At 41.1% G+C, this 23152-nt stretch carries 21 protein-coding genes, 1 tRNA gene and 8 pseudogenes; 13 read left to right on the top strand and 17 right to left on the bottom strand.

Annotated elements, in window-relative coordinates; genetic code table 11:
* Window positions 1–171: 171 nt before the first annotated feature.
* Window positions 172–1425, top strand: a pseudogene (locus F988_RS03520) (histidine-type phosphatase); the annotation flags it as partial.
* A 107-nt stretch (window positions 1426–1532) separates the two neighbouring features.
* Here F988_RS03520 and tnpC read toward each other — a convergent pair.
* The 6 genes and pseudogenes from tnpC to F988_RS15690 all read right to left on the bottom strand — a co-directional run.
* A complete protein-coding gene (gene tnpC / locus F988_RS03515; RefSeq protein ID WP_004681082.1) occupies window positions 1533–3179 on the bottom strand; it encodes an IS66 family transposase in 1647 nt (548 codons plus the stop codon).
* 74 nt (window positions 3180–3253) lie between these two features.
* A complete protein-coding gene (gene tnpB, locus F988_RS03510; protein WP_141629349.1) occupies window positions 3254–3643 on the bottom strand; it encodes an IS66 family insertion sequence element accessory protein TnpB in 390 nt (129 codons plus the stop codon).
* A complete protein-coding gene (locus F988_RS03505; RefSeq protein WP_004681080.1) occupies window positions 3586–3969 on the bottom strand; it encodes a transposase in 384 nt (127 codons plus the stop codon). Before F988_RS03505 ends, tnpB begins: the two co-directional genes overlap by 58 nt.
* Before the next feature lie 85 nt (window positions 3970–4054).
* Window positions 4055–4381 (bottom strand): annotated as a pseudogene (locus tag F988_RS03500) (IS982 family transposase); the annotation flags it as partial.
* Between the two features lie 104 nt (window positions 4382–4485).
* Window positions 4486–5007: a hypothetical protein gene (locus F988_RS03495; protein WP_004681077.1), complete on the bottom strand. Its 522-nt coding sequence runs from the start codon at window positions 5005–5007 to the stop codon at window positions 4486–4488.
* A pseudogene (locus tag F988_RS15690) lies at window positions 5004–6848 on the bottom strand (VENN motif pre-toxin domain-containing protein); the annotation flags it as partial. The pseudogene F988_RS15690 and the gene F988_RS03495, both read right to left, overlap by 4 nt.
* On the opposite strand from F988_RS15690, the pseudogene F988_RS03485 reads away from it, so the two are divergent.
* The 3 genes and pseudogenes from F988_RS03485 to F988_RS03470 all read left to right on the top strand — a co-directional run.
* A pseudogene (locus tag F988_RS03485) lies at window positions 6837–7922 on the top strand (type I restriction enzyme endonuclease domain-containing protein); the annotation flags it as partial. The pseudogenes F988_RS15690 and F988_RS03485 overlap by 12 nt on opposite strands.
* A gap of 40 nt (window positions 7923–7962) precedes the next feature.
* Window positions 7963–9107 (top strand): IS3-like element ISAba14 family transposase gene (locus F988_RS14320; protein ID WP_100834114.1). Its coding sequence is split into 2 segments (ribosomal slippage): window positions 7963–8227 and window positions 8227–9107, totalling 1146 coding nucleotides; the frame shifts between segments, so codons are not numbered across the junction.
* A gap of 62 nt (window positions 9108–9169) precedes the next feature.
* A pseudogene (locus tag F988_RS03470) lies at window positions 9170–9385 on the top strand (type I restriction enzyme endonuclease domain-containing protein); the annotation flags it as partial.
* A gap of 70 nt (window positions 9386–9455) precedes the next feature.
* Here F988_RS03470 and F988_RS03465 read toward each other — a convergent pair.
* The 6 genes and pseudogenes from F988_RS03465 to F988_RS03445 form a co-directional block, all read right to left on the bottom strand.
* Window positions 9456–9814, bottom strand: a pseudogene (locus F988_RS03465) (replication initiation protein RepM); the annotation flags it as partial.
* Window positions 9815–9888: 74 nt separating this feature from the next.
* Window positions 9889–10011: pseudogene (locus tag F988_RS15685) on the bottom strand (ATP-binding protein); the annotation flags it as partial.
* Window positions 10010–10546: pseudogene (locus F988_RS15680) on the bottom strand (DnaA ATPase domain-containing protein); the annotation flags it as partial. The pseudogenes F988_RS15680 and F988_RS15685, both read right to left, overlap by 2 nt.
* Before the next feature lie 191 nt (window positions 10547–10737).
* Window positions 10738–10986, bottom strand: coding sequence for a hypothetical protein (locus F988_RS03455; RefSeq protein WP_004644829.1), 249 nt, complete (start codon window positions 10984–10986; stop codon window positions 10738–10740).
* Window positions 10979–12160 carry an Arm DNA-binding domain-containing protein gene (locus tag F988_RS03450; protein ID WP_004644830.1) on the bottom strand — a complete coding sequence of 394 codons (1182 nt, stop codon included), beginning with the start codon at window positions 12158–12160 and terminating at the stop codon, window positions 10979–10981. The genes F988_RS03455 and F988_RS03450 overlap by 8 nt, the downstream gene beginning before the upstream one ends.
* 12 nt (window positions 12161–12172) lie before the next feature.
* Window positions 12173–12382 (bottom strand): hypothetical protein, encoded by a 210-nt coding sequence (locus F988_RS03445; protein WP_004644831.1) that lies wholly within the window; start codon window positions 12380–12382, stop codon window positions 12173–12175.
* A gap of 116 nt (window positions 12383–12498) precedes the next feature.
* On the opposite strand from F988_RS03445, the gene F988_RS03440 reads away from it, so the two are divergent.
* The gene (locus F988_RS03440; protein WP_004644833.1) at window positions 12499–12747 is read left to right on the top strand and encodes a helix-turn-helix domain-containing protein; all 249 of its coding nucleotides are present in this window, start codon (window positions 12499–12501) and stop codon (window positions 12745–12747) included.
* 245 nt (window positions 12748–12992) lie between these two features.
* Here F988_RS03440 and F988_RS03435 read toward each other — a convergent pair.
* Together F988_RS03435 and cysS are read right to left on the bottom strand one after the other, a co-directional pair.
* Window positions 12993–13068: transfer RNA gene (locus F988_RS03435), tRNA-Gly, on the bottom strand.
* Window positions 13069–13130: 62 nt separating this feature from the next.
* The gene (cysS, locus tag F988_RS03430) at window positions 13131–14552 is read right to left on the bottom strand and encodes a cysteine--tRNA ligase (RefSeq protein WP_004681068.1); all 1422 of its coding nucleotides are present in this window, start codon (window positions 14550–14552) and stop codon (window positions 13131–13133) included.
* 337 nt (window positions 14553–14889) lie between these two features.
* Here cysS and F988_RS03425 point away from each other — a divergent pair, with 337 nt between their 5' ends.
* From F988_RS03425 to F988_RS03390, 8 genes are all read left to right on the top strand, one after another.
* On the top strand, window positions 14890–15867 hold the full coding sequence (locus tag F988_RS03425; RefSeq protein ID WP_004681067.1) for a KpsF/GutQ family sugar-phosphate isomerase: 978 nt from the start codon (window positions 14890–14892) through the stop codon (window positions 15865–15867).
* Between the two features lie 3 nt (window positions 15868–15870).
* Entirely contained in the window at window positions 15871–16410 is a 540-nt protein-coding gene (locus tag F988_RS03420) for a KdsC family phosphatase (protein WP_004677981.1), read from the top strand.
* A gap of 40 nt (window positions 16411–16450) precedes the next feature.
* Window positions 16451–16999 (top strand): LPS export ABC transporter periplasmic protein LptC, encoded by a 549-nt coding sequence (gene lptC / locus F988_RS03415; protein WP_004677979.1) that lies wholly within the window; start codon window positions 16451–16453, stop codon window positions 16997–16999.
* Window positions 16983–17531: a lipopolysaccharide transport periplasmic protein LptA gene (gene lptA / locus F988_RS03410; protein ID WP_004677976.1), complete on the top strand. Its 549-nt coding sequence runs from the start codon at window positions 16983–16985 to the stop codon at window positions 17529–17531. Before lptC ends, lptA begins: the two co-directional genes overlap by 17 nt.
* Entirely contained in the window at window positions 17531–18277 is a 747-nt protein-coding gene (gene lptB, locus F988_RS03405; protein ID WP_004681065.1) for an LPS export ABC transporter ATP-binding protein, read from the top strand. The genes lptA and lptB overlap by 1 nt, the downstream gene beginning before the upstream one ends.
* A gap of 152 nt (window positions 18278–18429) precedes the next feature.
* Window positions 18430–19029, top strand: coding sequence for an IMPACT family protein (locus F988_RS03400; protein WP_004681062.1), 600 nt, complete (start codon window positions 18430–18432; stop codon window positions 19027–19029).
* Entirely contained in the window at window positions 19022–19633 is a 612-nt protein-coding gene (locus tag F988_RS03395) for an acyltransferase (RefSeq protein ID WP_004681060.1), read from the top strand. The genes F988_RS03400 and F988_RS03395 overlap by 8 nt, the downstream gene beginning before the upstream one ends.
* Window positions 19634–19753: 120 nt before the next feature.
* Window positions 19754–20596 carry a universal stress protein gene (locus F988_RS03390; protein WP_004681059.1) on the top strand — a complete coding sequence of 281 codons (843 nt, stop codon included), beginning with the start codon at window positions 19754–19756 and terminating at the stop codon, window positions 20594–20596.
* A 388-nt stretch (window positions 20597–20984) separates the two neighbouring features.
* On the opposite strand, the gene F988_RS03385 is transcribed toward F988_RS03390, so the two are convergent.
* The 3 genes from F988_RS03385 to fdxA form a co-directional block, all read right to left on the bottom strand.
* Window positions 20985–21653: an O-methyltransferase gene (locus F988_RS03385; RefSeq protein WP_004681058.1), complete on the bottom strand. Its 669-nt coding sequence runs from the start codon at window positions 21651–21653 to the stop codon at window positions 20985–20987.
* Between the two features lie 269 nt (window positions 21654–21922).
* Window positions 21923–22642, bottom strand: coding sequence for a M15 family metallopeptidase domain-containing protein (locus tag F988_RS03380; protein WP_004681055.1), 720 nt, complete (start codon window positions 22640–22642; stop codon window positions 21923–21925).
* A 130-nt stretch (window positions 22643–22772) separates the two neighbouring features.
* Window positions 22773–23102 carry a ferredoxin FdxA gene (gene fdxA, locus F988_RS03375; RefSeq protein ID WP_004639922.1) on the bottom strand — a complete coding sequence of 110 codons (330 nt, stop codon included), beginning with the start codon at window positions 23100–23102 and terminating at the stop codon, window positions 22773–22775.
* Window positions 23103–23152: the final 50 nt, after the last annotated feature.

Genomic DNA, 23152 nt, shown 5'->3' with positions numbered 1-23152 from the left:
CGAGTGTGTGGTCGCCTTTAATTGCTGCGAGAGCAACTTTAACTTTAAACTCTGCTGAATGATTACGACGTTTTCTTCGTGTCATGGTTGACTCCTAAAACAAGCATTTCCCATGCTTATTGGGGAGTAGATTATCACTTATAGACGTGGTCTAAAATCCTAGACCCACATCAAAGCATGATGAAAGCAAATATTCTGTTAGGCTATGGTGTAGAAGGTATTCGCCAATATGGTTATGGTAATGTAAGTCTGACAGGGATATTAGAACATAGGGGAATTGCTGATCGATTATTACAACGTCTACCGAGTTTATTTAAAGCAGCAGAAAACCAACAGTCATCTATTTTGGTGCAGAGCTCAGGTGTTGACCGTGCCGTGGATAGTGCTAAGTTTTTTACTGATGAACTTATTCAACAAAACCATAAACTTAAAGATAAAATTACACCAATTTCTTATACTAGCCTAGCCAGTGAAAGTGTGCCAACAGTTGAAGATGGTGGCGTAGATCGCTTCAAGCTTTATTTCCATAAGTTAACGGCAGATCAAGATTTAACTCAATCTTTATCTGAGCAAGAAAAAGCCGTTTATGATGCGAGCCGGGCTTACCAGAAATTTGCCGAAGAAGATCATGATTTGGCTCAAAAACTGAAAGCGCTGGCAGGTGATATACGGGCTGAAACGGTTGCAATGCAAGTGCTTAAACCAATTTTCAAAACTGAGTTTATTCAAAAACTAGGGACGAATGAGACTTATACCTTTAGCAATAATGGTTCATATAGCGTAGTCGCACCGAAAGGTGAAACCATTACTGAAAAAGGTAAGGGTAAAAATAGCATTACTAGTGCTGTGGATGCAGCCGCGTATTTATATGAGCTTTATTCAATCATGGGAGGTATGCAGAGTGAACTCAAAGGTGTCGATTTTGATAAATATATGCCTGAAGATGCAGCAAAGTTCTATGCAGAATTCAATGATGCCAATGATTTCTATGAAAAAGGGCCAAGTTTTAGCGAGTCGAATCAAGTCACCAGTGCAATTGCACAGGGATTGAAACAAGATCTGTTTAAGCAGGTCGACGCGGTTGTCGATAAACAACAATCACATCGTGCAGTTTTACGTTTTGCGCATGCTGAAATCATTATTCCACTTGCGACGACTTTAGAGTTGTATAACATGATGCAAACTTTGCCATTACGCCAAACCTATAACTATACAAATAGTGCATGGAGAGGTGAGTTGGTATCACCTATGGCAGCAAATTTACAGTGGGATATCTATCAAAATGCGCAAGGCAGCACTTTGGTAAAAATGTTTTACAATGAAAAAGAAACCTTATTTAAACCCGCTTGTGATTATGCAAGATACCGTACAAATAGCTTTTATTATGACTATTTGAAGCTTAAACAATGCTATCAAATTCAATAATCTAATTTAATAATTTTTTAGGATGGGAATAGAGTTGCTATTCCCATTTTTATTTCTTCATAATGGGTGAATAAAAGTAAGCGTCCGCTGAACCCCATGCCTATTTTTTAATTTGAGTTGGATTTCCAGCGATGTGGCAGTAATTCTTCTATTTGGGTCGCTTTATGCGTCGGCAGCCTTTTCAGCACATCACTGAGATAGGCATACGGATCCAGCCCATTCAGCTTTGCTGACTGGATTAAAGTCATGATATTGGCTGCTCGCTGACCACTGCGCAGCGAGCCAGCAAACAGCCAGTTCTTACGTCCCAACGCCCAGGGGCGCATCTGATTTTCAATCCAGTTATTATCTATAGGCAAATTGCCATCATCCAGATAGCGGCTTAAGGCTGGCCAACGCTTCAGCGTGTAATTGATGGCCTTGGCGGTTGGAGAACTCGATGGCACAGTCAGTTGATGTTGGTTAAGCCATTCATACAGTTGTTGCATCACCGGTTGGCTGTGCTGTTGTCGGTATTCGCGGCGGTGTTCTGCTGTACTATCGGTCTTTTTCCTGAGTTCTGCTTCTATCGCATACAGTTTCTGAATCATCAGTAATGCCTGTTCAGCGATCTGACTTTTCCCAGTCACATGTAGCTCATGGAATTTACGACGTGCATGCGCCATGCAGCCCACCTCAATGACATCGCCTGATTTAAAGCGTGCTTTATAACCACTGTAATCATCACAGACCAGATGGCCCTGCCAGCCATTCAGGAACGCTTCTGCATGCTGACCTGAACGGCTATCCTGAAAGTCATAGATCACCGCTTGAACTGGATTGTACTGTGTAGTGGCATAGGCCCAGACATAACCTTTCTTCGGTTTTTTCTCATCATCACCCATCCGCATAATGGTGACTGGTGTTTCATCTGCATGCAGCACCTGCTGTTGCAGCACCACCTCTTTTAAGGCATTGGCCAGAGGCTCCAGTTCTACACCGCAGCGACCTATCCAGTCAGATAACGTGGATCTGGACAGATCAATGCCAGCCCGCTGATAGATCAGGCGCTGACGGTACAGCGGCAAATGATCGGCATACTTCGATACCAACACATGGCTGAGCAATTCAGGTGAAGCAATGCCTTTATCAATCACATAGGCAGGCATCGCTTGCTGAGTCAGAGTGTCGCACTGATCACAGACCCATTTGCCACGGACATGCTGTTCCTTGTAGAACTGTGCCGGTCTGAAATGCAGTTTTTCACTGATATCTTCGCCGATACGACGTAACTGGCAGCCACAACTGCATTGGGTTGATGCAGGTTCATGCTCAATACGGATGGTGTGTAGATGATCGGGCAGCAGTCGACGTTTAGGTTTGTTGACTGTGGCTTTCTGTGTCGCTGCATCGGTTTTATCTGCATTTAATCGTTCTAATTCTAGATCAACAGCGGCAATATCTTCTTCGACCGCTTCATCCCAGAGATGGATTTGTTTTGCGGTGAGATGTTCGTTTTTACTGCCGAATTTGTGCTTTTTAAACAGCGCCAGTTCATGCTCGTATTTTTGGTTGAGAATAGAAAGATGTTGAACTTGAGCATCTAATTGCTGATTGGATACTTCAAGATGCTGAACTTTGGTATCTAATTGTTGGTTTGATTTTTCTAATTCTTGATTTGATTGTGCCAGAGACTGATGCTGCATTGCCAACTGTCTGGTAAATTCCAGCAGTTGTTCATGGGTCAGTTGGCTTAAGTCAGGCAGCGTATTCATGACCTCAGTATGCCTGAGGTCATGACGCAGAGGAAATAGAACGTTTGGAGAATAGCAGAATGGAACAGCCTGGTTTAAAGCATCGTCACCACCTGCTGTCGTCCAATGCGCTGCCAGGGCAAACCTTGGATCAGTGCCTGTAACTGTTCCGGGCTGAGGGCCACGGTTTCACCTTGGTGAACTTGAGCCCAGTGAAATTTACCCTGTTCCAAACGCCGGGCACACAGCCAGATGCCCAGTCCATCATGTACCAACACTTTCATACGATGACCACGTTTATTACAGAACAGGTAGGCGCAATGCGGTTTGATGTAGCCAAAGGCTCTCACCACCTGAGCCATGACAGTATCCATTCCTGCTCGCATATCCAGAGGTTGGGTAGAAAGCCAGATTTCATCAATGCGGATCATGTTGCAAGTGCCTTGAGTAATTCTGCTAAAGCAGATATTTCTGATACTTGCCATTTCAAGCCAATTTCTGCTTTTGAGTGGGGTAAAGTAATTTGAACCGTTAACATGTCAGTAGGAGTAGGATCTAATGGTGCAGAGCAGGATAAGGCAATAAATGCAGGTTTATTCGGTAGTGGTGAGCGATCATTCCCAGGCTTACCATCAATTAAGCGAATCCATTTGGATGCAAGATTTGTATTCAATCCATGTTGCAAAGCGACCGAAGCAATTGAAACGTCCAGTGCTTTACACGCCTGAACGATCTGCTGTTTAAATTCAGCACTGTATGTTCTTCGTTTTTTCGCAAGAGATGCGATGGATGTCTGGTGATTTGTAGTCATAAATTTTAGTCCCCACTTGTTTTTAAGTGGGGACTAAATTAAGGCTTATAGGATGAATTCATAAGGTGTGTTCAGCGGACGCTTACGTTGTTTGAGCATTGGAAGCTAAAGAAATATGTAATGCTTGAAGTGCGAGTTGATGTTGGTTGATCAAATACACGATCCTCTGATAGGACGGCAAGCCTTTAAAAAGCTTGGAGTGAAAGCGCTTTATCATTCCATAAAAGGCTTTGAAATGATGAAGTTGAGAGTTTTTATACCAAACTGCGATAAAGATAATTTCAGATAAGCATAGAACACCTGATCGCTGTCTGACTTTAGGATTTTCTTGTTTTAGATACTGCCAATAGACCGCTTCATTTTTTTGAAAAAAATCATCAATTGTGCAGAATAAACTTGTAAACTCGAACATAGGATGGCTGGTTGAATAGTTTGTGTGGTAACTCACTTATCAACGCAGTCATCTTTTTTCAACTGAATTTCTTTTCTCTAATTCATGGTTAATTTTAGAGAAAATTAAATTTCACTTTCTTTTTTTGCCAAAGTAATTAGATAATATTTGTTCCGGTCTATATCGTGAATCGTATAATTTTCACCACTATTGACAAAAAGAGGCTCTTCATGCTCTAAATATTTATTGCCCCTAAACCATAAAAAATTTATATTTTGAGCATACATTTCAGCTCCTAAAAAAAGTTCAAAGTTTTCTATTTTTCTATGTAAGAAAAAAGTTTGAATTTCTAGGCAGTCGTCTCTATATTTTATTGTTATTATAGATTTAGAGTATAAAAAAATCTTAAACCAATAAGCTATTGGAATATATAACATAAAATATAGTGCGACTACTAATTGAAGCATATAATCAAACGATTTTTCATTAAAAGAAAACTCATCTACTCTTAGGTATTTAATTACAAAAAACCCCAATACAAAAGATAATACGCTAAGACTTATATATAAAATTATATTACCATCAAACTCACGTCTTTTATTTTGAGTGTTATAGTAGTTAGTCTTTTCAAATAAAATACTATTCACTTTGTCTTATCCTTTTGTGATTTATCAGATTCAATCCTTTTATTTACATCCTTATACGGGTTATTACCAGACGTAACAGCATTAATACTAGCAGAAGAGCCAATAACTACAGGTTGCCAACTTTTAATCCCAAGTCCTTCTAATTTTTTAGCTCCACCACTAATTAGCCCTGCAGCAACTGCATTAGATTTATTAAGTTCTAATGACTCTTTCCCATTATATTCTCTATATATGTTAGCTATACTTTGAGCACCCACATTAGTCAAACTTCCTCCAACAACTTGCCCCTTAAGCGTTTGTAATGGCTTAAAAATTGATGAAACACTACCAAATCCAGCACCCGCGACTGTATTAGCCATAATACCTTCTTTATCATCACCTGATACGGCTGAGATAGTACCTGAAATTGCTCCGTTAAACCCAGCAGCCTTTGCAGCCTCATTTAATTTTTTTGTCTGTGATAGCGAAAAAAATATCCACTTCCCACCTTGATAAACTCTATATCCTCCAGATACTGGAATAGCACTTGCAATAAGATTAAGCCATGCTTTACCTCCATGCTTAATGATGTCTGCATTATCTGGTAAAGTTCCACGTGTATAGCTATCTAACGCTTTTAGAAGTTCCTCATTACTATAATTTTTTTCATGTAAGTTTTCAGCTAATGACTGAGCTCCTTTCCCCCACTCCTGATTAATAGGGAATGGAATATCCATATTATTATTTTCTACTGCATTCTGAGCCAATTGCCCGCTTTGCACTGTAGAAGCCACATCACCAGTACTTACACCTATACCAGATGCAACTAAACCAGTGATTGAACTAATAGTAGATTTTTCATCTGCAGTTAAATCTTTTGCCTCTTTGCCATACAAATAGCTTGAAAGTAAAGGAGCTACCTTTTCTGCTCCACCTGCAGAAACTCCCCCAAGCAATGCATCGTTGCCACCTGCTGCTGCAACTGCTGCACCCAACACAGTGTGCGCTAAAATATGCGCTGCACTTCCTTCCGCATCATTAGATTTAAAGTATTGACCAATCTCGTGACTTGCTGCAGGGCTTAATGTAGCTGCCGCTATGCCCAATCCACTTGTTGTTGGTGCTGACAAGCCCGCTGAAATACTATCTACCAATATGCCTAAGGTCTGAAGTTGTTGCTGTTTCTTGTTAAACTCAATTTCACTCAGTGTGCCTGCTTCTTTGGCTTTTTTAGCTTCATCTAACCTTTTATTAATTTCCGTACGTACTTCCTGACGATTCGCATCAAACTTCTTCGTCACATCCATCTGTAAATTAATTTCACTTTGAACTTTTTCTTTATCAAAGTTGTTCTTCAGCGTACCACTATTTTCTCGTGCTGTATCAGTCGTTACATCCGTTAAAATTTCAGATTTGATTTGCTCTGCTGTTTTACCTGTCAGCTCTTCCTGACGAATTGTTTCTCGTATCGTAATATTTGAAGTATTGACTCCACTTCGAGTCACACTACTATCTTTATCACTGTCTAAACCAAAACCAATCGACTTACTTACACCTGTAATACTTGATGCATGTTGATCGATTTCACCTGCCGATGAAGGCACTGTATTCGGCTGTTTTTGTCCTGTTGAATCAGTTCTTCCTGCGTTTAATCCTGCACTTAAACTGATACCTTTGGCATCATATTCACTTTCATTTTGAATGTTTGAATAAGTCAAAGTCCCTGTATCAAGCCTATTTTTCTTTAGATCTTCTGCTTGTTGCGTAGAGGTAATTATTGCACCTTTTAGATCCGTGTTATTTTTAACATTGATTTGGTAGCCGTCATCACCAGCAAAAATGCCAGATTGCTCGTTAACCGTATGAAGGACAATGACGACAAGCTGAAGCTCGTGATTGTTCGGGATATGTGGCTGACTGGTTTCGATGCTCCGAGTATGCACACGCTTTACATCGACAAACCAATGAAAGGCCATAACCTCATGCAAGCGATTGCACGAGTAAACCGCGTCTACAAGGACAAGATGGGTGGCTTGGTAGTGGATTACCTCGGTATTGCCTCAGATCTGAAAGAGGCTCTGTCATTCTACTCTGAGGCAGGTGGTAAGGGTGATCCTGCACTGGTTCAAGACGAAGCTGCAACCATCCTGCAAGAGAAGCTCGAAGTCCTTGATGGCATTATGCATGGCTTCAATTACCAGGAATACTTCACAGCAGATACCTCTCGTAAGCTGAACATCATTCTTGAAGCTGAGGAACACATCCTCGGTGTGGACCAGGGTGAAGGTAAGACACGATTCCTCAATGCAGTATCAGCGATGTCACAGGCATTTGCATTAGCTGTACCTCATCCAAATGCGATGGAAGCAGCGCCAGTGGTTGCATTCTTTCAGGCTGTGAAAGCACGACTGGCCAAGTTCAGTGATGGTTCAGGCAAAATCTCAGGACTGAGCAATGCTGAATTAGAAGCCAAGGTCAAACAGACCATTGACCAGGCACTGGTGACTGAACAGGTGGTCGACATCTTTGATGCTGCAGGGATTCAGAAACCTGATATCTCAATTCTTTCAGATGAGTTTATGCAGGAGATGAAAGGCTACAAGCACAAGAACATTGCCCTTGAGACACTCAAGAAGCTCCTAAGTGATGAGATCAAGATGCGAGAGCAGCGCAGTGTCACGCAAGGTAAAAAGCTCATGGAGATGCTGAGCTCTGCGATCAACGGCTATCAGAACAAGGTACTGACTGCAGCCGAAGTGATTGATGAACTCATCAAGTTGGCTAAGGCAATCCAAGAGTCAGACAAAATGGCAGAGGAACTCAACCTGACTGAATATGAATATGCGTTCTATTCAGCAGTTGCAGACAATGACAGTGCTAGAGAGTTAATGCAGAAGGAGAGAGATGGATCCGTAAATTTGAACAACTCCTATAAGTGATATTCTGCTCCTCAAATGATGTTATAAACATCAATATATGGAGTATTTTATGGCACGTAGACCAAGAAGAAATCATTCAAATGATTTTAAAGCTAAGGTAGCACTTGCTGCGATTAAAGCAGAAAAAACACTTGCTGAATTGAGTGCTGAGTTTGATGTTCATCAAAACCAAATTATTGACTGGAAAAATCAATTGATCTCAGCTTCCTCGCAAGCTTTCGATCAATCAAAAGCTCCATCAGAACCCCCCATTGATCTTAAAAAGTTACATGCAAAAATCGGTGAGCAGGCATTAGAAATTGATTTTTTAGAAGGTGTGTTGAAGAAACTGGGCCGCTTCAACCACAAAAGTTAATCGACGACTCACTTCAGATTTCAGTATCTAAGCAAGCTAAGCTGCTGAAAGTCTCCCGTGGTTGTTATTATTATCGCCCAAAACCTGTTAGCTCATCAGATCTGAAGCTGATGCGATGTATTGATGAATTACATATGCAATATCCTTTTGCAGGCAGTCGTATGATGCGTGATTTGTTGAATCGTCAAGGGCATCATATAGGACGACGTCATACACGTACTTTAATGAAGAAAATGGGTATTCAGGCGTTATATTGCAAACCAAATTTAAGCCAGGCTAATCAAGCTCACCGTAAATATCCATATCTGCTCAAAGGGTTGGCTATTCAGCGCAGTAATCAAGTGTGGTCTACGGATATAACGTATATCCCTATGGCAAAAGGCTTTGTTTATTTATGTGCTGTGATTGATTGGCATAGCCGCAAGGTACTTGCGCATAGGGTATCGATTAGTATGGAGGTGGATTTTTGTATTTCGGTTTTAAATGAAGCGATTGAAAAATATGGATCACCTGAAATATTGAATACAGACCAAGGCAGTCAGTTCACCAGTGATGCATTTATTGATGTATTGAAATCAAATGGCATTCAAATCAGTATGGATGGTAAAGGTCGATGGGTAGATAATGTGATGGTTGAACGATTATGGCGGAGCGTTAAATATGAAGAGGTGTATCTCAAAGCTTATAGCAGTGTCACAGATGCGAAAAAGCAATTAAGTGCATATTTTGAGTTTTATAATTTGAAACGACCTCATTCGAGTCTAGACAAAATGACACCAAATGAGTTTTACTATGATCAGCTACCCCAACAAAACAAGGTGGCTTAACTAGAGCGGAATATCACTTATAAATACGCTTTTAGTTGTTCAAACAAGTGGGACCACCTCTGGAGATCCTGCGCGAACTTGCTGTTGTTCTGACTGAGTCTATTCGTAAGAATGTAACTTTGGATTGGACTGTTAAGGAATCTGCGAGAGCGAAGCTACGAGTCATCGTGAAGCGATTACTCAAGAAGTATGGCTATCCACCTGATATGGCTTTGCTTGCAACAGAGACTGTCTTGGAACAGGCAGAGCAGTTGGCAGATGAGTTATCTGCCGCTTAATTCTTTGCAATCAAATTGAAATTATTACAAAACTAGATTAGTTCTATATAACAACTAATCTAGTTGCATATCATACCTCGAGGCCTAACTCTTTGAGAACCCCAGCATACTTTCTGACAAACCGACATCTTGTAGTTCAATCAGAAGCCTTTTCTCTAGATCAGCATAGCTTTCCCCTACTGCAGCTTTTTTGCTTGCAAATGGATCATGGTGAGCTAGCTTGTTAGCAAAGAATTGAATCTGTTTATCTGTCAATTTCTTAGGTTTATTATGCGTAATTGCATCCACAGGTTGCTTAGGTTTGAATGAAAAAGAGAAACCACTAATCGTACGCCCTACTTTGTGTTGTTCGTAAGAAGCTGTGATATCAGTCAGTTCATTGATCTGGTTTAATGCTATATCTAGTACTCGAACCTTAAAGTTCGCCATTGTCAACGGCATTCTAAAATTGACCCCTTTTACCTTACAAATGGCAAAGTAAAATTGACCCCTTTGATCTCGTATTAAATTTCAACATGGGGCTGAATCCCAATTCTTTTTTTATCCTTCAAACGATAACTCTCACCCGATATTTGTACCACATGACAGTGATGCAGCAACCGATCTAACATCGCAGCGGTCAACGTATTCATCGATAACCAGTAAATCAAAGCTAGAAAAGTGCTTGATCACTTCATTTTCAGAATGGGCAGTATCAGCCCATGTGTCCATCATTCTTTGGGCAATATCTGCACTGGTCGTGTAGCGTGCAGATCGTCTAGTATTGTGCAGAATGTTACGAATGACTGATGCACTCAGATGTGTTTTACCAATACCTGGTGTCCCGATGAGCAAAAGGTTTGGATGCAGATTTGAAATAATCTGTTGTGCAAAGGCTTGGCATAGTTGGATGGCATTGTCTTGTTGGGGACATGAAATCACATAATTTTTAAAACCACAGTCTAGATAGCGTTTATTTAGACCTGAATTTTTGATTTTTTGTTGTAGTAAGCACTGTTGTAATTCAGCTTCATAAGCGATCTGCGATTGATGTATAGTTTCTTTTGCACATAATTTGCAGAGCTTATGACCAGCAATTTCCATTACAGGTATTTGGTGTATAGGGCATACTGTTTTCGTTGCTTCTGTTGGAATTTGGAGTGTTTTAAACAAAGGATTCATGTTTATTCTCCTAAATCCATTTTGAATTTTTAAAAATATAAATCTTTTCTTCTCTCCAAAAGATCATCATCTTTTTATTGGAGATCACCGATGTCGACAGGTTTCCAAACGAAAAACTCTTATTTGTTTTCTACCTTTTAATTGGTGTAAAAGGGCTAAGGTCATCAATTAGATGACCTTAGTTTTTTGATTTATGTGTAAGCAAGATTGGTTAAGTAAAGGCGGGCTTTCATTGCCAAATTTGCATAATTGGCTTGCCCATCATCCAATTGTCGTTGTAACCAAAGCCTTAAAGCCTGATGATCATTAAAACATTTGTTGACGTTGAGCATGAAAGCGAGGTTGTGCAGTTTGGGAATTTGAAACTCCTCAATCAGCTCACGTGCAATTGCATCAACTTCCTGTGACACCACAACCCCACCAAAGAATGATTTAGTCATATTCATTCTCCATCTCATTGAGCTTTTCTAGCATCAGCTCAAAAGCACTGCCATCACGACGGGTAATATTAGGAACATAGCGACTGTAAACACGAAACAGCATTTCAGTCGTAGAATGTCCTAGTTGTTTGGCAATCCATTCCGGATTTTCACCAGCTGAGAGCCACAATGTCGCTGCAGTATGCCGTGTTTGATATGCACGACGACTTTTCAAACCTAAAAATCTTAATAATGGATGCCATACGCGTCGATTCACTAAGCGATAGTCCAATGGGTTGCCATTTCGCATAGAAAAAACGAATTCAGAGCGGTTCTTGACCATTTTCTTTTGTTCTAAGAGTGCTTGATACACACGCTCACTCATTTGAATGCCACGGTCTGATCCAAAGGTTTTGGTATCACCAAGTTTGCCGTTGACTAATGCTTCTTTGATATAGATCTCACGCCGTTGAAAATTCACGTTTTGCCAACGTAGACCATCGATTTCACTGGTACGCATACCTGTGAAGAAGCGAACGGTGTAGTACGGTTTAAAGTCATCACGCACAGTCTCTATGATCTTTTGCACCTCTTGTAGGGTAAAAGGTGTAACGTCAATGCGACTTTCCTTGAGATTCTTAATATTTTTATAAGGCGAAACAAAGTTGTATCGTTCCGCTGCTTCATTAAGTATCATACGTAAAGGTGTCATGATCTGATTGATTCGGGATGCCTTCAGGCTTGCTTGTTTTAAACCGTAATTCACTTTGCCGAGAGAGGAACGGAATTCAAGCAAGTCTGGCTTCTTTATCTGATCTAAGCACTGATGGCCTAATGCAGGGATCAAATAATTATTTAAAATAATCAGTACCTTTTCCTGGTAGGAACTGCGCCATTCAATTTTTTTCTCATCAAACCAAATATGCGCAAAATCCTTAAATAGGGGTGTTGATGAGCTCAGTACAGCTTTACGTTGCTGTATCTCACTAAACTGTGCAACTCGTTTGCTTTTAGGAAAATACTTTGCATACTCGAAAGTCCCTAAAGTAATTTCTGCTTCAAGCTGTTCTAAACGTTTCTTTAAAAGTTTACGGTTTTGGGCCGTATCTTCGAGATTGGTTGTTTCTCTGCACCGTACACCTTGATAGCGGAAGTCGACAACGAGCTTTCCATAACGTTCTTGAATATTCGCCATATGCAGGACTCCTTATTGCAAAGTGGTTAGCCCTAGGCTGGTGAATTTCAACATATCTTCTTCGATACGTTCCCATACAAACAAAATTTTGCGTCCACCGAATGGGCGGATGTAATGAATGCCCTCAAGGAAAATACTGTCCTTAAGTTGGTTACGGATGGTACGTGGGTCGTAATGAATTTTTTCAGCCAACTGTTGGGCTGTCATATAGGTGTATGTCATAATGATATTCCTGTAAAACTTCATCGGATGTGGAGATAAATTACATCCTTGAAGATAAATTAACTCTAAAATTGCTCAAATGCAATGAAAAAGTAATCGGATTAGAGGAATTTATTGTGATTATTTGTAAACTTCCAACTCTTTTGGCTGAAAGAAGGATGAGGGTAGCAGATCTTATCCGTGGTACTGGTATTAATAAAACCACATTGCATAAGCTTTATAATGGAGATTTGACACGAATAGATTTTGATACTATTGATCGGGTATGTGATTTTTTAGATATACAGGTTGGGGAGTTATTTATATTTGAGCGGACTAATGATTTGTTAGCGCAGTCAAATAATAGAGATACCGATGATGAATAATAAAATAGATAATCAATAATTTTTTGTGTAATTACATGATAGGGGCTTGGTCATACAGATTCGGCCAACTTAGAAAGTAGCGCGTAAAAAAATAGAGTCACTTTTTGGTCACCATTTGGTCACCAATTTTAAATGTAATGTTCTGTTAACTTGCTTTTTTAAGTATCAGAAATTCTGATAAATAATAATACTATTTAAAATCAACAAAAAAAGCCCCAATCTTTCGACTGAGGCTTTTAAAATTCTGGAGCGGGAAACGAGACTCGAACTCGCGACCCCAACCTTGGCAAGGTTATGCTCTACCAACTGAGCTATTCCCGCAATAGGTCGCATTATAGAGAGTTTAATCAAACTGTCAACTCTCTATGTTGCTAAGTGTTGATTTAATCAGCACGTCGCCAAATAGTTCCCTGACGGGTATCCTCAAGCACAACACCCTGATCCAATAAAGACTGTCGAATGGCATCTGCCTGAGCAAAGTCTTTGGCTTTTTTAGCATCAACACGTTGCTGGATAAAGTTTTCAATTTCTGTGTCAGAAAGGGAGAGTGCTTCCTGACCAATATCCGATTTTAAAAACTCATCTACATCATGCTGAACCAAGCCAAGAATATTGGTTAAATAGCGTAAGGTTGAGTAGAGGACAGTTGCCTGTTCAGCAGTTTCTTCCTTAACAGCACGGTTTAACTCTTTATTTAGCTCAAATAAAACTGCCATTGTTTCCGCAGTATTAAAGTCATCCCGCATTGCGGCATTAAAACGTTTAACAAAACCTTGCTCTAAAGTCTCAACTGTTTTTTGCCCATACATTTGCTGGTAGGCTTTAAATGAATGATAAAAACGGCTGAGTGCGGTTTTCGCCTCTTTCAAGGCAAAGTCAGAGAAGTTGACTGGACTACGGTAGTGTGATGACACAATAAAGTAACGGATCACTTCTGGATGGAATTTTTCCATTACATCACGAATGGTAAAGAAGTTGCCTAAGGACTTCGACATTTTCTCACCATCGACATTAATGAAACCCACATGCATCCAGTAATTCACATACTGTTCGCCTGTTGAAGCCTCACTTTGGGCAATTTCATTTTCATGGTGTGGGAACATCAGGTCCGAACCACCACCATGAATATCGAAATGATTACCCAGACAGCAGGTGGACATCGCTGAACATTCAATATGCCAGCCTGGACGGCCATTGCCCCAAGGTGAAGCCCATGCAGGTTCATTTTCCTTGGCGTGTTTCCAAAGGACAAAATCAAAAGGATGTTTCTTTTCAACTTCGACATCGACACGTTCAGATGCGCCCGCCTGCATATCCTCAAGCTTACGGCCCGACAAGCGACCGTATTTGTCAAACTTGGTCACTTCAAAATAAACATCACCGTTGGCAGCAGGGTAGGCTGTGCCATTATCCACCAGCGTAGCAATCATGCTTTGCATCTGGTCAATATATTCGGTCGCTTTGGGTGCTTCATCGGGTAGCACACAGCCAAGGTTGGCTGCATCCTCATTCATTGCATCAATAAAGCGTGCAGTGAGTTGCTGGATGGTTTCACCATTTTCATTGGCACGGGCAATGATCTTGTCATCAATATCAGTGATATTACGGATATAGCGAACTTTCCAGCCCTGACTACGCAAAAAGCGAATGATGTAGTCAAATGCAACCATAACCCGAGCGTGTCCAATATGACAATAATCGTAAACCGTCATACCACAGACATACATATCGATTTGTCCCTCTTTGCGTGGCACAAATTCAACTTTTTTACGTTGCTCAGAATTATATAGAACAAAAGGTTGCATAAGGGTTTTCAAACACTCTACAAAAATCGTTATTCATCATAACGTATGCATTGTATTTCATAAAGTTATCGGGCAAAAAATAATGGACCAGATCAATTTTAATGATTATGTTGTTTGGGATGGGGTGTTATCCCTGTTCTTGAAACATGGGTTGTAGTGTGTAGCGATCAGCGTCTGGAGTTTGCGGTTCATTGATCTTTATTTTTCTCCATTTTCCCAAAAATCTTACACATTTTAGAAACGTGTATAACTTCTAGTTATGCTAGAATCTCGATCATTCTTTTGATTACAATCATCTACCTCCAGTAGATCGCATATTATTTTGAGTTAAACCTGCATGTCACAAACGATAAATTTCCAAAAAAGTGCGCTGGAAACTTTGCGCATTGAACAACAAGCGATAGAAGTACTTGCAACACAAATTGATGAACGCTTTGACCGCGCCTGTGAAGTGATTTTGCAATGCAAGGGGCGTGTGGTTGTTACAGGAATGGGTAAATCTGGTCATATTGGCCGCAAAATGGCGGCAACCTTTGCCTCCACAGGTACACCCTCATTCTTTATGCATCCTGGTGAGGCAGGGCATGGTGATCTGGGCATGCTGGTGCGCGGTGATGTACTGATTGCAATTTCAAACTCGGGCAAGAGTGATGAAATTATGATGCTGATGCCACTGATTAAACACTTGGAAGTGCCTTTAATCACCATTAGCCGTGATGACAAGGGACCAATGCCACAGAATGCTGATATTGCCCTGACGCTGGGTGCGGCAGATGAAGCATGCCCACTGGGATTGGCGCCTACATCAAGTACCACCGCAACACTGGTTCTAGGGGATGCTTTAGCGGTTGCGTTGCTGGAAGCACGAGGCTTTACCGCAGATGATTTTGCCCGTTCCCATCCTGCGGGTGCGCTGGGTAAGCGTTTGCTTCTGCATGTGAAACATTTAATGCACACAGGTGCAGAGTTGCCAAAGGTAACCCCTGATACGCCGATGAATAAAACCCTGTTTGAGATTACCGAAAAGCGTCTGGGTTTAACCACGGTGGTGGATGAAAATGACATTCTGTTAGGTATTTTCACCGATGGTGACTTACGTCGTATGATTGACCATCAACAGGGTTTTGACATTAACCTGCCTGTTTCTGCGGTGATGACCAAAAACCCGATGACAATTTCGCAGGAAGTTCGTGCTGTCAAAGTGTTGGAAAAAATGAATGAGAAAAAGATTAACCAATTTGTTGTTGTTGATGATGCCCATAAGGTAATTGGGGTAATTAGCATGCATGATCTGATTGAAGCGGGAGTGAGTTAAGTCATGGCATCGTATGCACTTTTAGAGCAAGCGCGTCATTTACAGGCACTGGTGCTGGATGTGGATGGTATTCTAAGCGATGGTTTTGTGACCTTGACCAACTCAGGTGATGAAGTCAAGTCTTTCGATATCCGTGATGGCTTGGGAATGAAGTTGGTGCAGCAGGCAGGCATGAAAGTGATTATCATCACTGGACGTAAAAGCCAGATTGTTGAAAAGCGCATGTCTGACTTGGGTGTGGATCTGGTGTTTCAGGGACGTGAGGATAAGGGTGTGGCATTGCGTGAAGCCTGTGCACAGCTCAATATCCTGCCTGAGGACTGTGTCTATATGGGCGATGACTGGCCTGACCTGTCTGCGTTTGCAATTGCAGGTATGAGCATTACCGTGCCCAATGGCCATGAGGAAGTGCGTCGCCGTGCAAATCTGGTCACCCAAGCGATGGGTGGACGTGGGGCAGTACGTGAGGCCTGTGATATGTTGCTGATGGCAAAAGGTGTTTACCAAGAGCTACTTGCAAAATACCTGACTGTACCACATTAATATCAGTATTAAACTCCCCCAAGGTTAGGGCACCCTGTTTATGGATACCAAGGTTTTATATGTTGTTGCTGTAATTGTTGCTGCGATCAGTGGCGGCTATTACTATTACAGCGGCAAGGCAAAAAAGCTGGAAGTTGATTCAGCTAAAAATATGACATATTCAGCACAGGGCGTTCATCTTACGCAAACAGATGAGCAGGGGAATTTATATATTCGTGCCGAAATCAAGCAGTTGCAACAGGATATGCAACAGAAAACATCACAGCTTGATCAGCTCAATGCGGTGATGTACAAACAGGGCAAGCCTGATGCGACCTTTTTTGCCAAACAGGCAAATGGTTACGATGACAATAGCAAAGTAGTCCTGACTGGAGACGTGGTTGCGACACAATTATCTGAACAGGGTAAAATGGAGTTTCATACGGATGAACTCACAGGCTATCCGAAAACCAGACAACTGGAAACGCAGCATCAGGTCATTGTGCAGTCACCAACGGCTGAGTTTGTGAGTCAGGGACTAAAAGCAGACCTCAATCAGGGTCAATATGAATTTTTCAAAGTTCGAGGAAAGTATGCGCCAAAACCTTAATACCCAGTATCGTTCATCTTTCCTGAAACAGGTGGCTTGTGTTGCGGTGGTTGCACTCTCTTCTGCCTCAAGTTTTGCTTTACCGTCAGACCGTAACCAACCACTTTCTCTGGCGGCTGAAAACGCGACTTATAATAGTAAAACGGGTATTACCACTTATACGGGCAATGTGGTGATCGAACAGGGCACCATGAAGCTTCAGGCGGACTCACTGGTTGCCACACTGAACAGTAAAAACGAGATTCAGACCATTACCGCCAAAGGCAAACCTGCCAAGTTCCAGCAGCAAATAGAAGCCAACAAGGGGTTGGCACGCGGTGAGGCGCAGAATATTGTCTACAACGCAGACACAGGGATTATCACGTTGACTGGTAATGCCTATCTCTATCAGGATGGTTCCAGTATTCGCGGCAACAGGTTGAAATACAGTATGAACAAGGGCGATGTTGAGGCGCAGGGTTCATCATCTAATCGTATTCAGATTATCATTCCACCATCAAGTTCAAAAAGCTTTCCAGGGGCACGTGATTAATGGAACAGTCAGGTCAGCAACCACAGACATTGTGCATTAAGTATTTGGCGAAAAATTATAGCAAGCGCTGGGTTGTGAAAGATGTTTCTTTTACCATGCAAAGTGGTCAGATTGTCGGACTGCTTGGGCCGAATGGTGCGGGAAAAACCACCAGCTTCTATATGGTTGTTGGTCTGGTGCGTATGGACAAGGGCGAGATTCACCTCGATGACCTTGACCTGTCCGATCTGGCTATGCATGAGCGGGCGCGTAAGGGAATTGGCTATTTACCTCAGGAAGCGTCTATCTTTAGAAAGCTGACCATTGCTGAAAATATTATGGCAATTTTGGAGACACGTAAGGGCCTGAATAAGCAGCAGCGCCAGCAACGCCTGACTGAGCTTTTGAATGATTTTAAGATCAATCATATTAAGGATTCACTGGGTATGAGTGTTTCTGGTGGTGAACGCCGTCGGGCTGAAATTGCACGTGCATTGGCTGCCGATCCAAAATTTATGCTGCTGGATGAGCCATTTGCAGGGGTTGACCCGATTTCCGTGGGTGATATTAAGGATATTATCCAAACCCTAAAAGAACGTGGGATTGGGGTGTTGATTACCGACCATAATGTGCGTGAGACTTTGGCCATTTGTGAAAAGGCTTATATCGTGAGTGAAGGATCGGTGATTGCTGAAGGCACTCCACAGGAAATTCTGGATAATGAGCAGGTGCGTAAAGTGTATTTGGGTGACGATTTTGTGGTTTAAATTTGAACAGTTGTTTATATCCTAAAGAACTTGCGGGTTCTTTTTTATAAGTTATCATTAAAAAGTAAACATGTATTCTTTTCCGAATTGGAGATACCTCTCTCATCTACAAAAATTGATATAATTTCTTTTTTGCTTTTATCTAGATTTTTATGCCATTCACCATTGCTCATACGATTACTTTTGAAGAAGAAATTAAAAAAAGTCGTTTTCAGGCGATTGCTGCGGTTGTTGAAAATGAACAACAGGTCAAAGCCTTTTTAGAGCAGACTAAAGATACATCAACCACCCATCAATGCTGGGCATGGAAGATTGGACACCATGTACGCTTTAATGATGATGATGAACCCTCTGGAACAGCAGGTCGTCCTATTCTGGCAACCATAGAGGGCAATGATTTAACCAATGTGATTGTCATGGTTAACCGTTGGTATGGCGGAATCAAGCTGGGCACAGGTGGACTGGTACGGGCTTATGGTGGCTGTGCTGGACAATGTTTGCTATTGGCTGAGAAAATTGAGCTAATTGAGAAAAAAGCAATACAGTTTGCCTGCCTGTTTAATGAATGGGCGATTATCCAGTATGAGTTGATGCAGCAACAGATTGAATATCAGGAAAGCTATACTGAAAATGGGGTGATGATTGAGGCGCGTGTACAAGTTCAGCAAATTGAACCACTCAGGCATAAACTTCAGGACCTGACGAGAGGACGTGAGCAGGTTAAGATTGTTGAGGAATCTGTAGATGACTGATCCATTATTAAAGTATCGGGAGCAGCATAAACATCGTTTAAATTATATGCCTTGGCTATATTGGTCATTGAAACCCAAACATCGGGAATGGGCGGAACAATGGCAGGCGGAATATCAAGCCTACCTGCTGGAAATGGAAACGGTAGAGATTGGAGAGAACTGTTTCATTTCTCCTTTAGCCCATATTTTTGCAGAGCGTGGTCGTAAGATCAGCATTGGTGACAACACCTTTATTGCGGCGGATTGTACTTTGCATGGACCGTTGCAGATTGGCAATGAGGTAGCAATTAACCACCACTGTATTTTAGATGGTGGACGTGCAGGCATTAAACTGCATGATCAGGTGCGTATCGCAGCGTATAGCCATTTATATGCTTTCGATCATGGTATGGATTTAGAACGTCCGATTTACCAACAGGCAGTGACTTCAAAAGGCATTGAGATTGGACAGGATGTTTGGCTGGGGGCGCATGTTGGGATTAAAGATGGTGTAAAAATAGGAGATCATGCCGTCATTGGAATGAACAGTATGGTGACTAAAGACATTGAAAAGCATGCCATTGTTGCAGGTAATCCAGCTCGCTTGATCCGTTATCGAAAATAAGAAAATAGCATGAAAAAGTTCAGAAGATTCGATACATAAATTTAACCTATCCTGGTTTTATCTGTGTTAAGTTAAAAACAAGTACAAGACCTAAGGTGTTAGACCTAAAGAGAGGCGAACATGAACCGTGTCATTGCATGTATTGATTCTTCACCTTGTATCGAGGCGGTCGCTGAAGCAGCCGCATGGGTGGCGAAGCAAACGCAAAGAGAATTAGTACTGTTGCAAATCCTAGACTATTATCCAGCAAGCTATCATTTAGGTGAAATCAGCGGTGTCATTGGTTTTGAAAGTAATGCGATGCTGCTCAAGGAGTTGGCAGAGCTTGAGCAAAAGCAAAGCGAACTCGCGCTCGACTACAGCAATAATTTACTGAAACACATTTCTGAACTGATTGAAAAACGATATGGTTTAACCAGTACCAAGATTCAGGAAAAGGGCGATTTTCTTGAACAGAGCTTTAATATTCTAAAAGAGAATGATGTTGTCATTATTGGGCGTGTGGGTGAACGGGCGGCCGAGAAGAATAAGCCGATTGGCAGTAACGTAGAAAACTTTATTCGTGGTGCAAACTGTACAGTGATTACAGTAGGCGAGCATTTTGAAGCACCGAAACGTTTTATTTTCGCTTATGAGTATTCACCGACCTGTCAAAAAATGCTGCAACGCATTGCCCAAAGTGATTTATTGAAAACACTGCAATGTCACTTACTTTATGTTGGTGATCATCCTGAAATGCTGACCGAACCTGAAAAGTATTTAAAGGATGCTGGTATAGAGGTTGTACCTGTCTACCGTTATGGAGATGTGGCACAAAATATTCTTGAATATCAGGCAGAGCATAAGATTCAGTTGATTGTGCTGGGGGCTTTCAGCCACAGTAAAATCCATCAATTCTTTTTGGGTAGCATTACCACCACAATTTTCCGTAATGCCAATGTGCCTTTGCTTGTGGCTAAGTAATTCATTTTTATAAGAGGGTCTATTACACTTCAGCCATGCATTGCGTTATAGGCTAAAATGACTCAAACAAGGCATGAAACGTAGGCAATGGCGCGACCCTTGTCAAGTTTCATAACGAAGTTTGTGGATATTTTAGCCATAACCCTACGGGACAGGAGCATTTTTTGTCGTTACTGCGTTATGTCTTGTTCATTTAGAATGACTAAATTTCACAATACATGCCTTGTTCCGCCTAAAAAATGATCGCTGTCGCAAGCATCTGTGAAGTGTTAATAGACCCTCTACTAGTTATCCGCAAATACTGTGGATAACTATATGGAAAAACATTGTGTATAAATATAAGTAATTGATATTAAATAATTAAAAATTTCAGGTTGTTTTTTAATCTCTATTTCACAATCGCAATTGCAAAACCATCATGGCCTTTTGACCCCACAGTTTGTAGGGCTGTACAGGATAAAAGCTTTGGATGATCTTTTAATGCCGTAAAGGCATCCCGAATACCTTCAATGCTTGGTTTTTTATTGTTTTCATCCAGAATTGCACCTGCACGAATGACATTATCCAGTACGATAATGGTGCCAGAATGGGACAGTTGTAAACTTAACTCCAGATATTCAGGATAACTTTGTTTGTCGGCATCAATAAAAATAAAATCAAAAGCTTCGCTGCCATCAGCAATAAGCTGTTTCATCACATCTGCACCACGACCTTTTTTCAGTTCGATCGTGGTGGGCATATTGGCATAATCAATGTTTTCCTGCGCCAAGATGACGTGGGTATCACGTCCTTCAACGGTCAGTAGATAACCATCTTCGGGTAAGGCCTTTGCCAGCCAAATGGTGCTATAAGCCGCAAAAGTTCCCAGTTCCAACACGCGCTTGCACTGATTCATCTGAATCAGCATTTGTAAAAACATACCTTGATTGGGTGCAACAGCCAGATGATTAGAAAAACCCTGCTGATCGGTATTGTCTAATGCATGTAGAAGTTTTGGGTCAGTGGGAATTAAATGTGAATTGATATATTCATCAATGTCTGTCCACATCTGTTGCATAATCAGGTTTACCTATAAATCTGTTAGCTGCATTTTAAACATTTATATCTAGAGTGCAATTTGATTAGGGATAAATGAGAAATCAAAGTTTATTTATGTTTAATGATTGAACATATTATATGTAGTGGAACTCACCACGATGATCCATAAAATGATCTTTGCTTGTATCAATAAAATTAAACGAAATAAAATGCTTGACTGAGGTAAGTTACAATTACAAACCATCAATTAAATAAAAATGCTTCTTTAAAGAAAGCATTTTTCTGACGCTAAAAATTACACATTGAACTGTTGCGGGTTAGGTCAGGCCCCCATGTTCGATAACCCTGTGTGTCAATATGGATTTGCCCTGAGCTATATAGACCAATACCCAGATTGAGACCTTGACCATGCTGTGCCCAGAACTGGCAAAGCTTGAATTTGCTTTGCTCAATAAAAGCATAATCCTGTGGTTGAGGAAATTCAGGACCAATACGGAAATCAATGGCTGAGTTGAATAAATGTCTGGACGAGCTGGCTCCGCCAGCGCATTGATTCAGGGGAAGATCACGGTAAACCGAAGTCACTTCAAAATCTGTCAAAATTTTGGCTGCAATCAGGTACTTAAACACACGCAAGGTTGAAAGTGAGTTGTTCCATAACTCACGGTTAGGCACCATATATTCAGAGCGCCCACATTTTTGCCAGTCCCGTGCGGTACGCAGTAATTCAAAACTTGGAATAATATGTGCCAGATTGTTGCGTGTTAAAAACTGCTCATATTCACGAACGCGTGCATAGTTCTCGTCCTGATTGAGCCAGATGCGATAAGAGGCAGGTTCAATCTTATTGGGAATAGGGCGGGTAATGGTGACCTGTTCCTGAGGAATATAAATTCTTTTTCCGATGTTGTTATTTTGGGGCACTTTGGTGGTTGAGCTGACACAAGCAACCATCATCACAGGGATGATAAAAAATGAAAAAAGACCCTGTAATTTATTTTGAATCATAAAAAAGAAATTTCACAAACGATATGTGTATCATTTTAATGCAAAATAGCGCATGAATAATGATGCAATTGCAAAGAAATGTGTGATTCGAGTATAAAAAAAGACCAGTTAATACTGGTCTTTTCTATGATTATTTTTCTAAATATTGCAATTTATTTGGCTTGCCATTCCATTCTTCACGATCGGCAGGTTGTTCACCAATTTGAGTGATGTTATTACCTGCCCATTTTTCAGATAGTTCAGCATTCAGCTCAATAAACACTTCCTGACCTTCTGGTAGTTCATCTTCCGAGAAAATCGCATTTGCTGGACATTCAGGTTCACACAATGCGCAGTCAATACATTCATCTGGATTGATCACAAGGAAGTTTGGCCCCTCATAGAAGCAGTCTACAGGACAAACTTCAACACAATCTTGATACTTACATTTAATACAATTTTCGGTGACAACAAACGTCATGGCGGCAGCTACCTAAAAAATATGGTTTTCATTTTGAATAGCGTATTTTA

Source organism: Acinetobacter parvus DSM 16617 = CIP 108168, assembly GCF_000368025.1.
GTDB classification, from domain to species: domain Bacteria; phylum Pseudomonadota; class Gammaproteobacteria; order Pseudomonadales; family Moraxellaceae; genus Acinetobacter; species Acinetobacter parvus.
The sequence above is the reverse complement of the archived record's forward strand: the minus strand, read 5'-3'. Positions and strand labels throughout refer to the sequence as shown.

Excerpts from the sequence above, each read along its gene's own strand:
- F988_RS03385 (WP_004681058.1), bottom strand. The coding sequence starts at position 21,653 with ATGCAACAGATGTGGACAGACATTGATGAATATATCAATTCACATTTA.
- F988_RS03390 (WP_004681059.1), top strand. The coding sequence starts at position 19,754 with ATGAACCGTGTCATTGCATGTATTGATTCTTCACCTTGTATCGAGGCG.
- F988_RS03420 (WP_004677981.1), top strand. The coding sequence starts at position 15,871 with ATGGCATCGTATGCACTTTTAGAGCAAGCGCGTCATTTACAGGCACTG.
- lptA (WP_004677976.1), top strand. The coding sequence starts at position 16,983 with ATGCGCCAAAACCTTAATACCCAGTATCGTTCATCTTTCCTGAAACAG.
- F988_RS03380 (WP_004681055.1), bottom strand. The coding sequence starts at position 22,642 with ATGATTCAAAATAAATTACAGGGTCTTTTTTCATTTTTTATCATCCCT.
- F988_RS03400 (WP_004681062.1), top strand. The coding sequence starts at position 18,430 with ATGCCATTCACCATTGCTCATACGATTACTTTTGAAGAAGAAATTAAA.
- lptB (WP_004681065.1), top strand. The coding sequence starts at position 17,531 with ATGGAACAGTCAGGTCAGCAACCACAGACATTGTGCATTAAGTATTTG.
- cysS (WP_004681068.1), bottom strand. The coding sequence starts at position 14,552 with ATGCAACCTTTTGTTCTATATAATTCTGAGCAACGTAAAAAAGTTGAA.
- F988_RS03505 (WP_004681080.1), bottom strand. The coding sequence starts at position 3,969 with ATGACTACAAATCACCAGACATCCATCGCATCTCTTGCGAAAAAACGA.
- tnpB (WP_141629349.1), bottom strand. The coding sequence starts at position 3,643 with ATGGCAAGTATCAGAAATATCTGCTTTAGCAGAATTACTCAAGGCACT.
- F988_RS03455 (WP_004644829.1), bottom strand. The coding sequence starts at position 10,986 with ATGACTAAATCATTCTTTGGTGGGGTTGTGGTGTCACAGGAAGTTGAT.
- lptC (WP_004677979.1), top strand. The coding sequence starts at position 16,451 with ATGGATACCAAGGTTTTATATGTTGTTGCTGTAATTGTTGCTGCGATC.
- F988_RS03425 (WP_004681067.1), top strand. The coding sequence starts at position 14,890 with ATGTCACAAACGATAAATTTCCAAAAAAGTGCGCTGGAAACTTTGCGC.
- F988_RS03450 (WP_004644830.1), bottom strand. The coding sequence starts at position 12,160 with ATGGCGAATATTCAAGAACGTTATGGAAAGCTCGTTGTCGACTTCCGC.
- F988_RS03395 (WP_004681060.1), top strand. The coding sequence starts at position 19,022 with ATGACTGATCCATTATTAAAGTATCGGGAGCAGCATAAACATCGTTTA.
- fdxA (WP_004639922.1), bottom strand. The coding sequence starts at position 23,102 with ATGACGTTTGTTGTCACCGAAAATTGTATTAAATGTAAGTATCAAGAT.
- tnpC (WP_004681082.1), bottom strand. The coding sequence starts at position 3,179 with ATGAATACGCTGCCTGACTTAAGCCAACTGACCCATGAACAACTGCTG.
- F988_RS03445 (WP_004644831.1), bottom strand. The coding sequence starts at position 12,382 with ATGACATACACCTATATGACAGCCCAACAGTTGGCTGAAAAAATTCAT.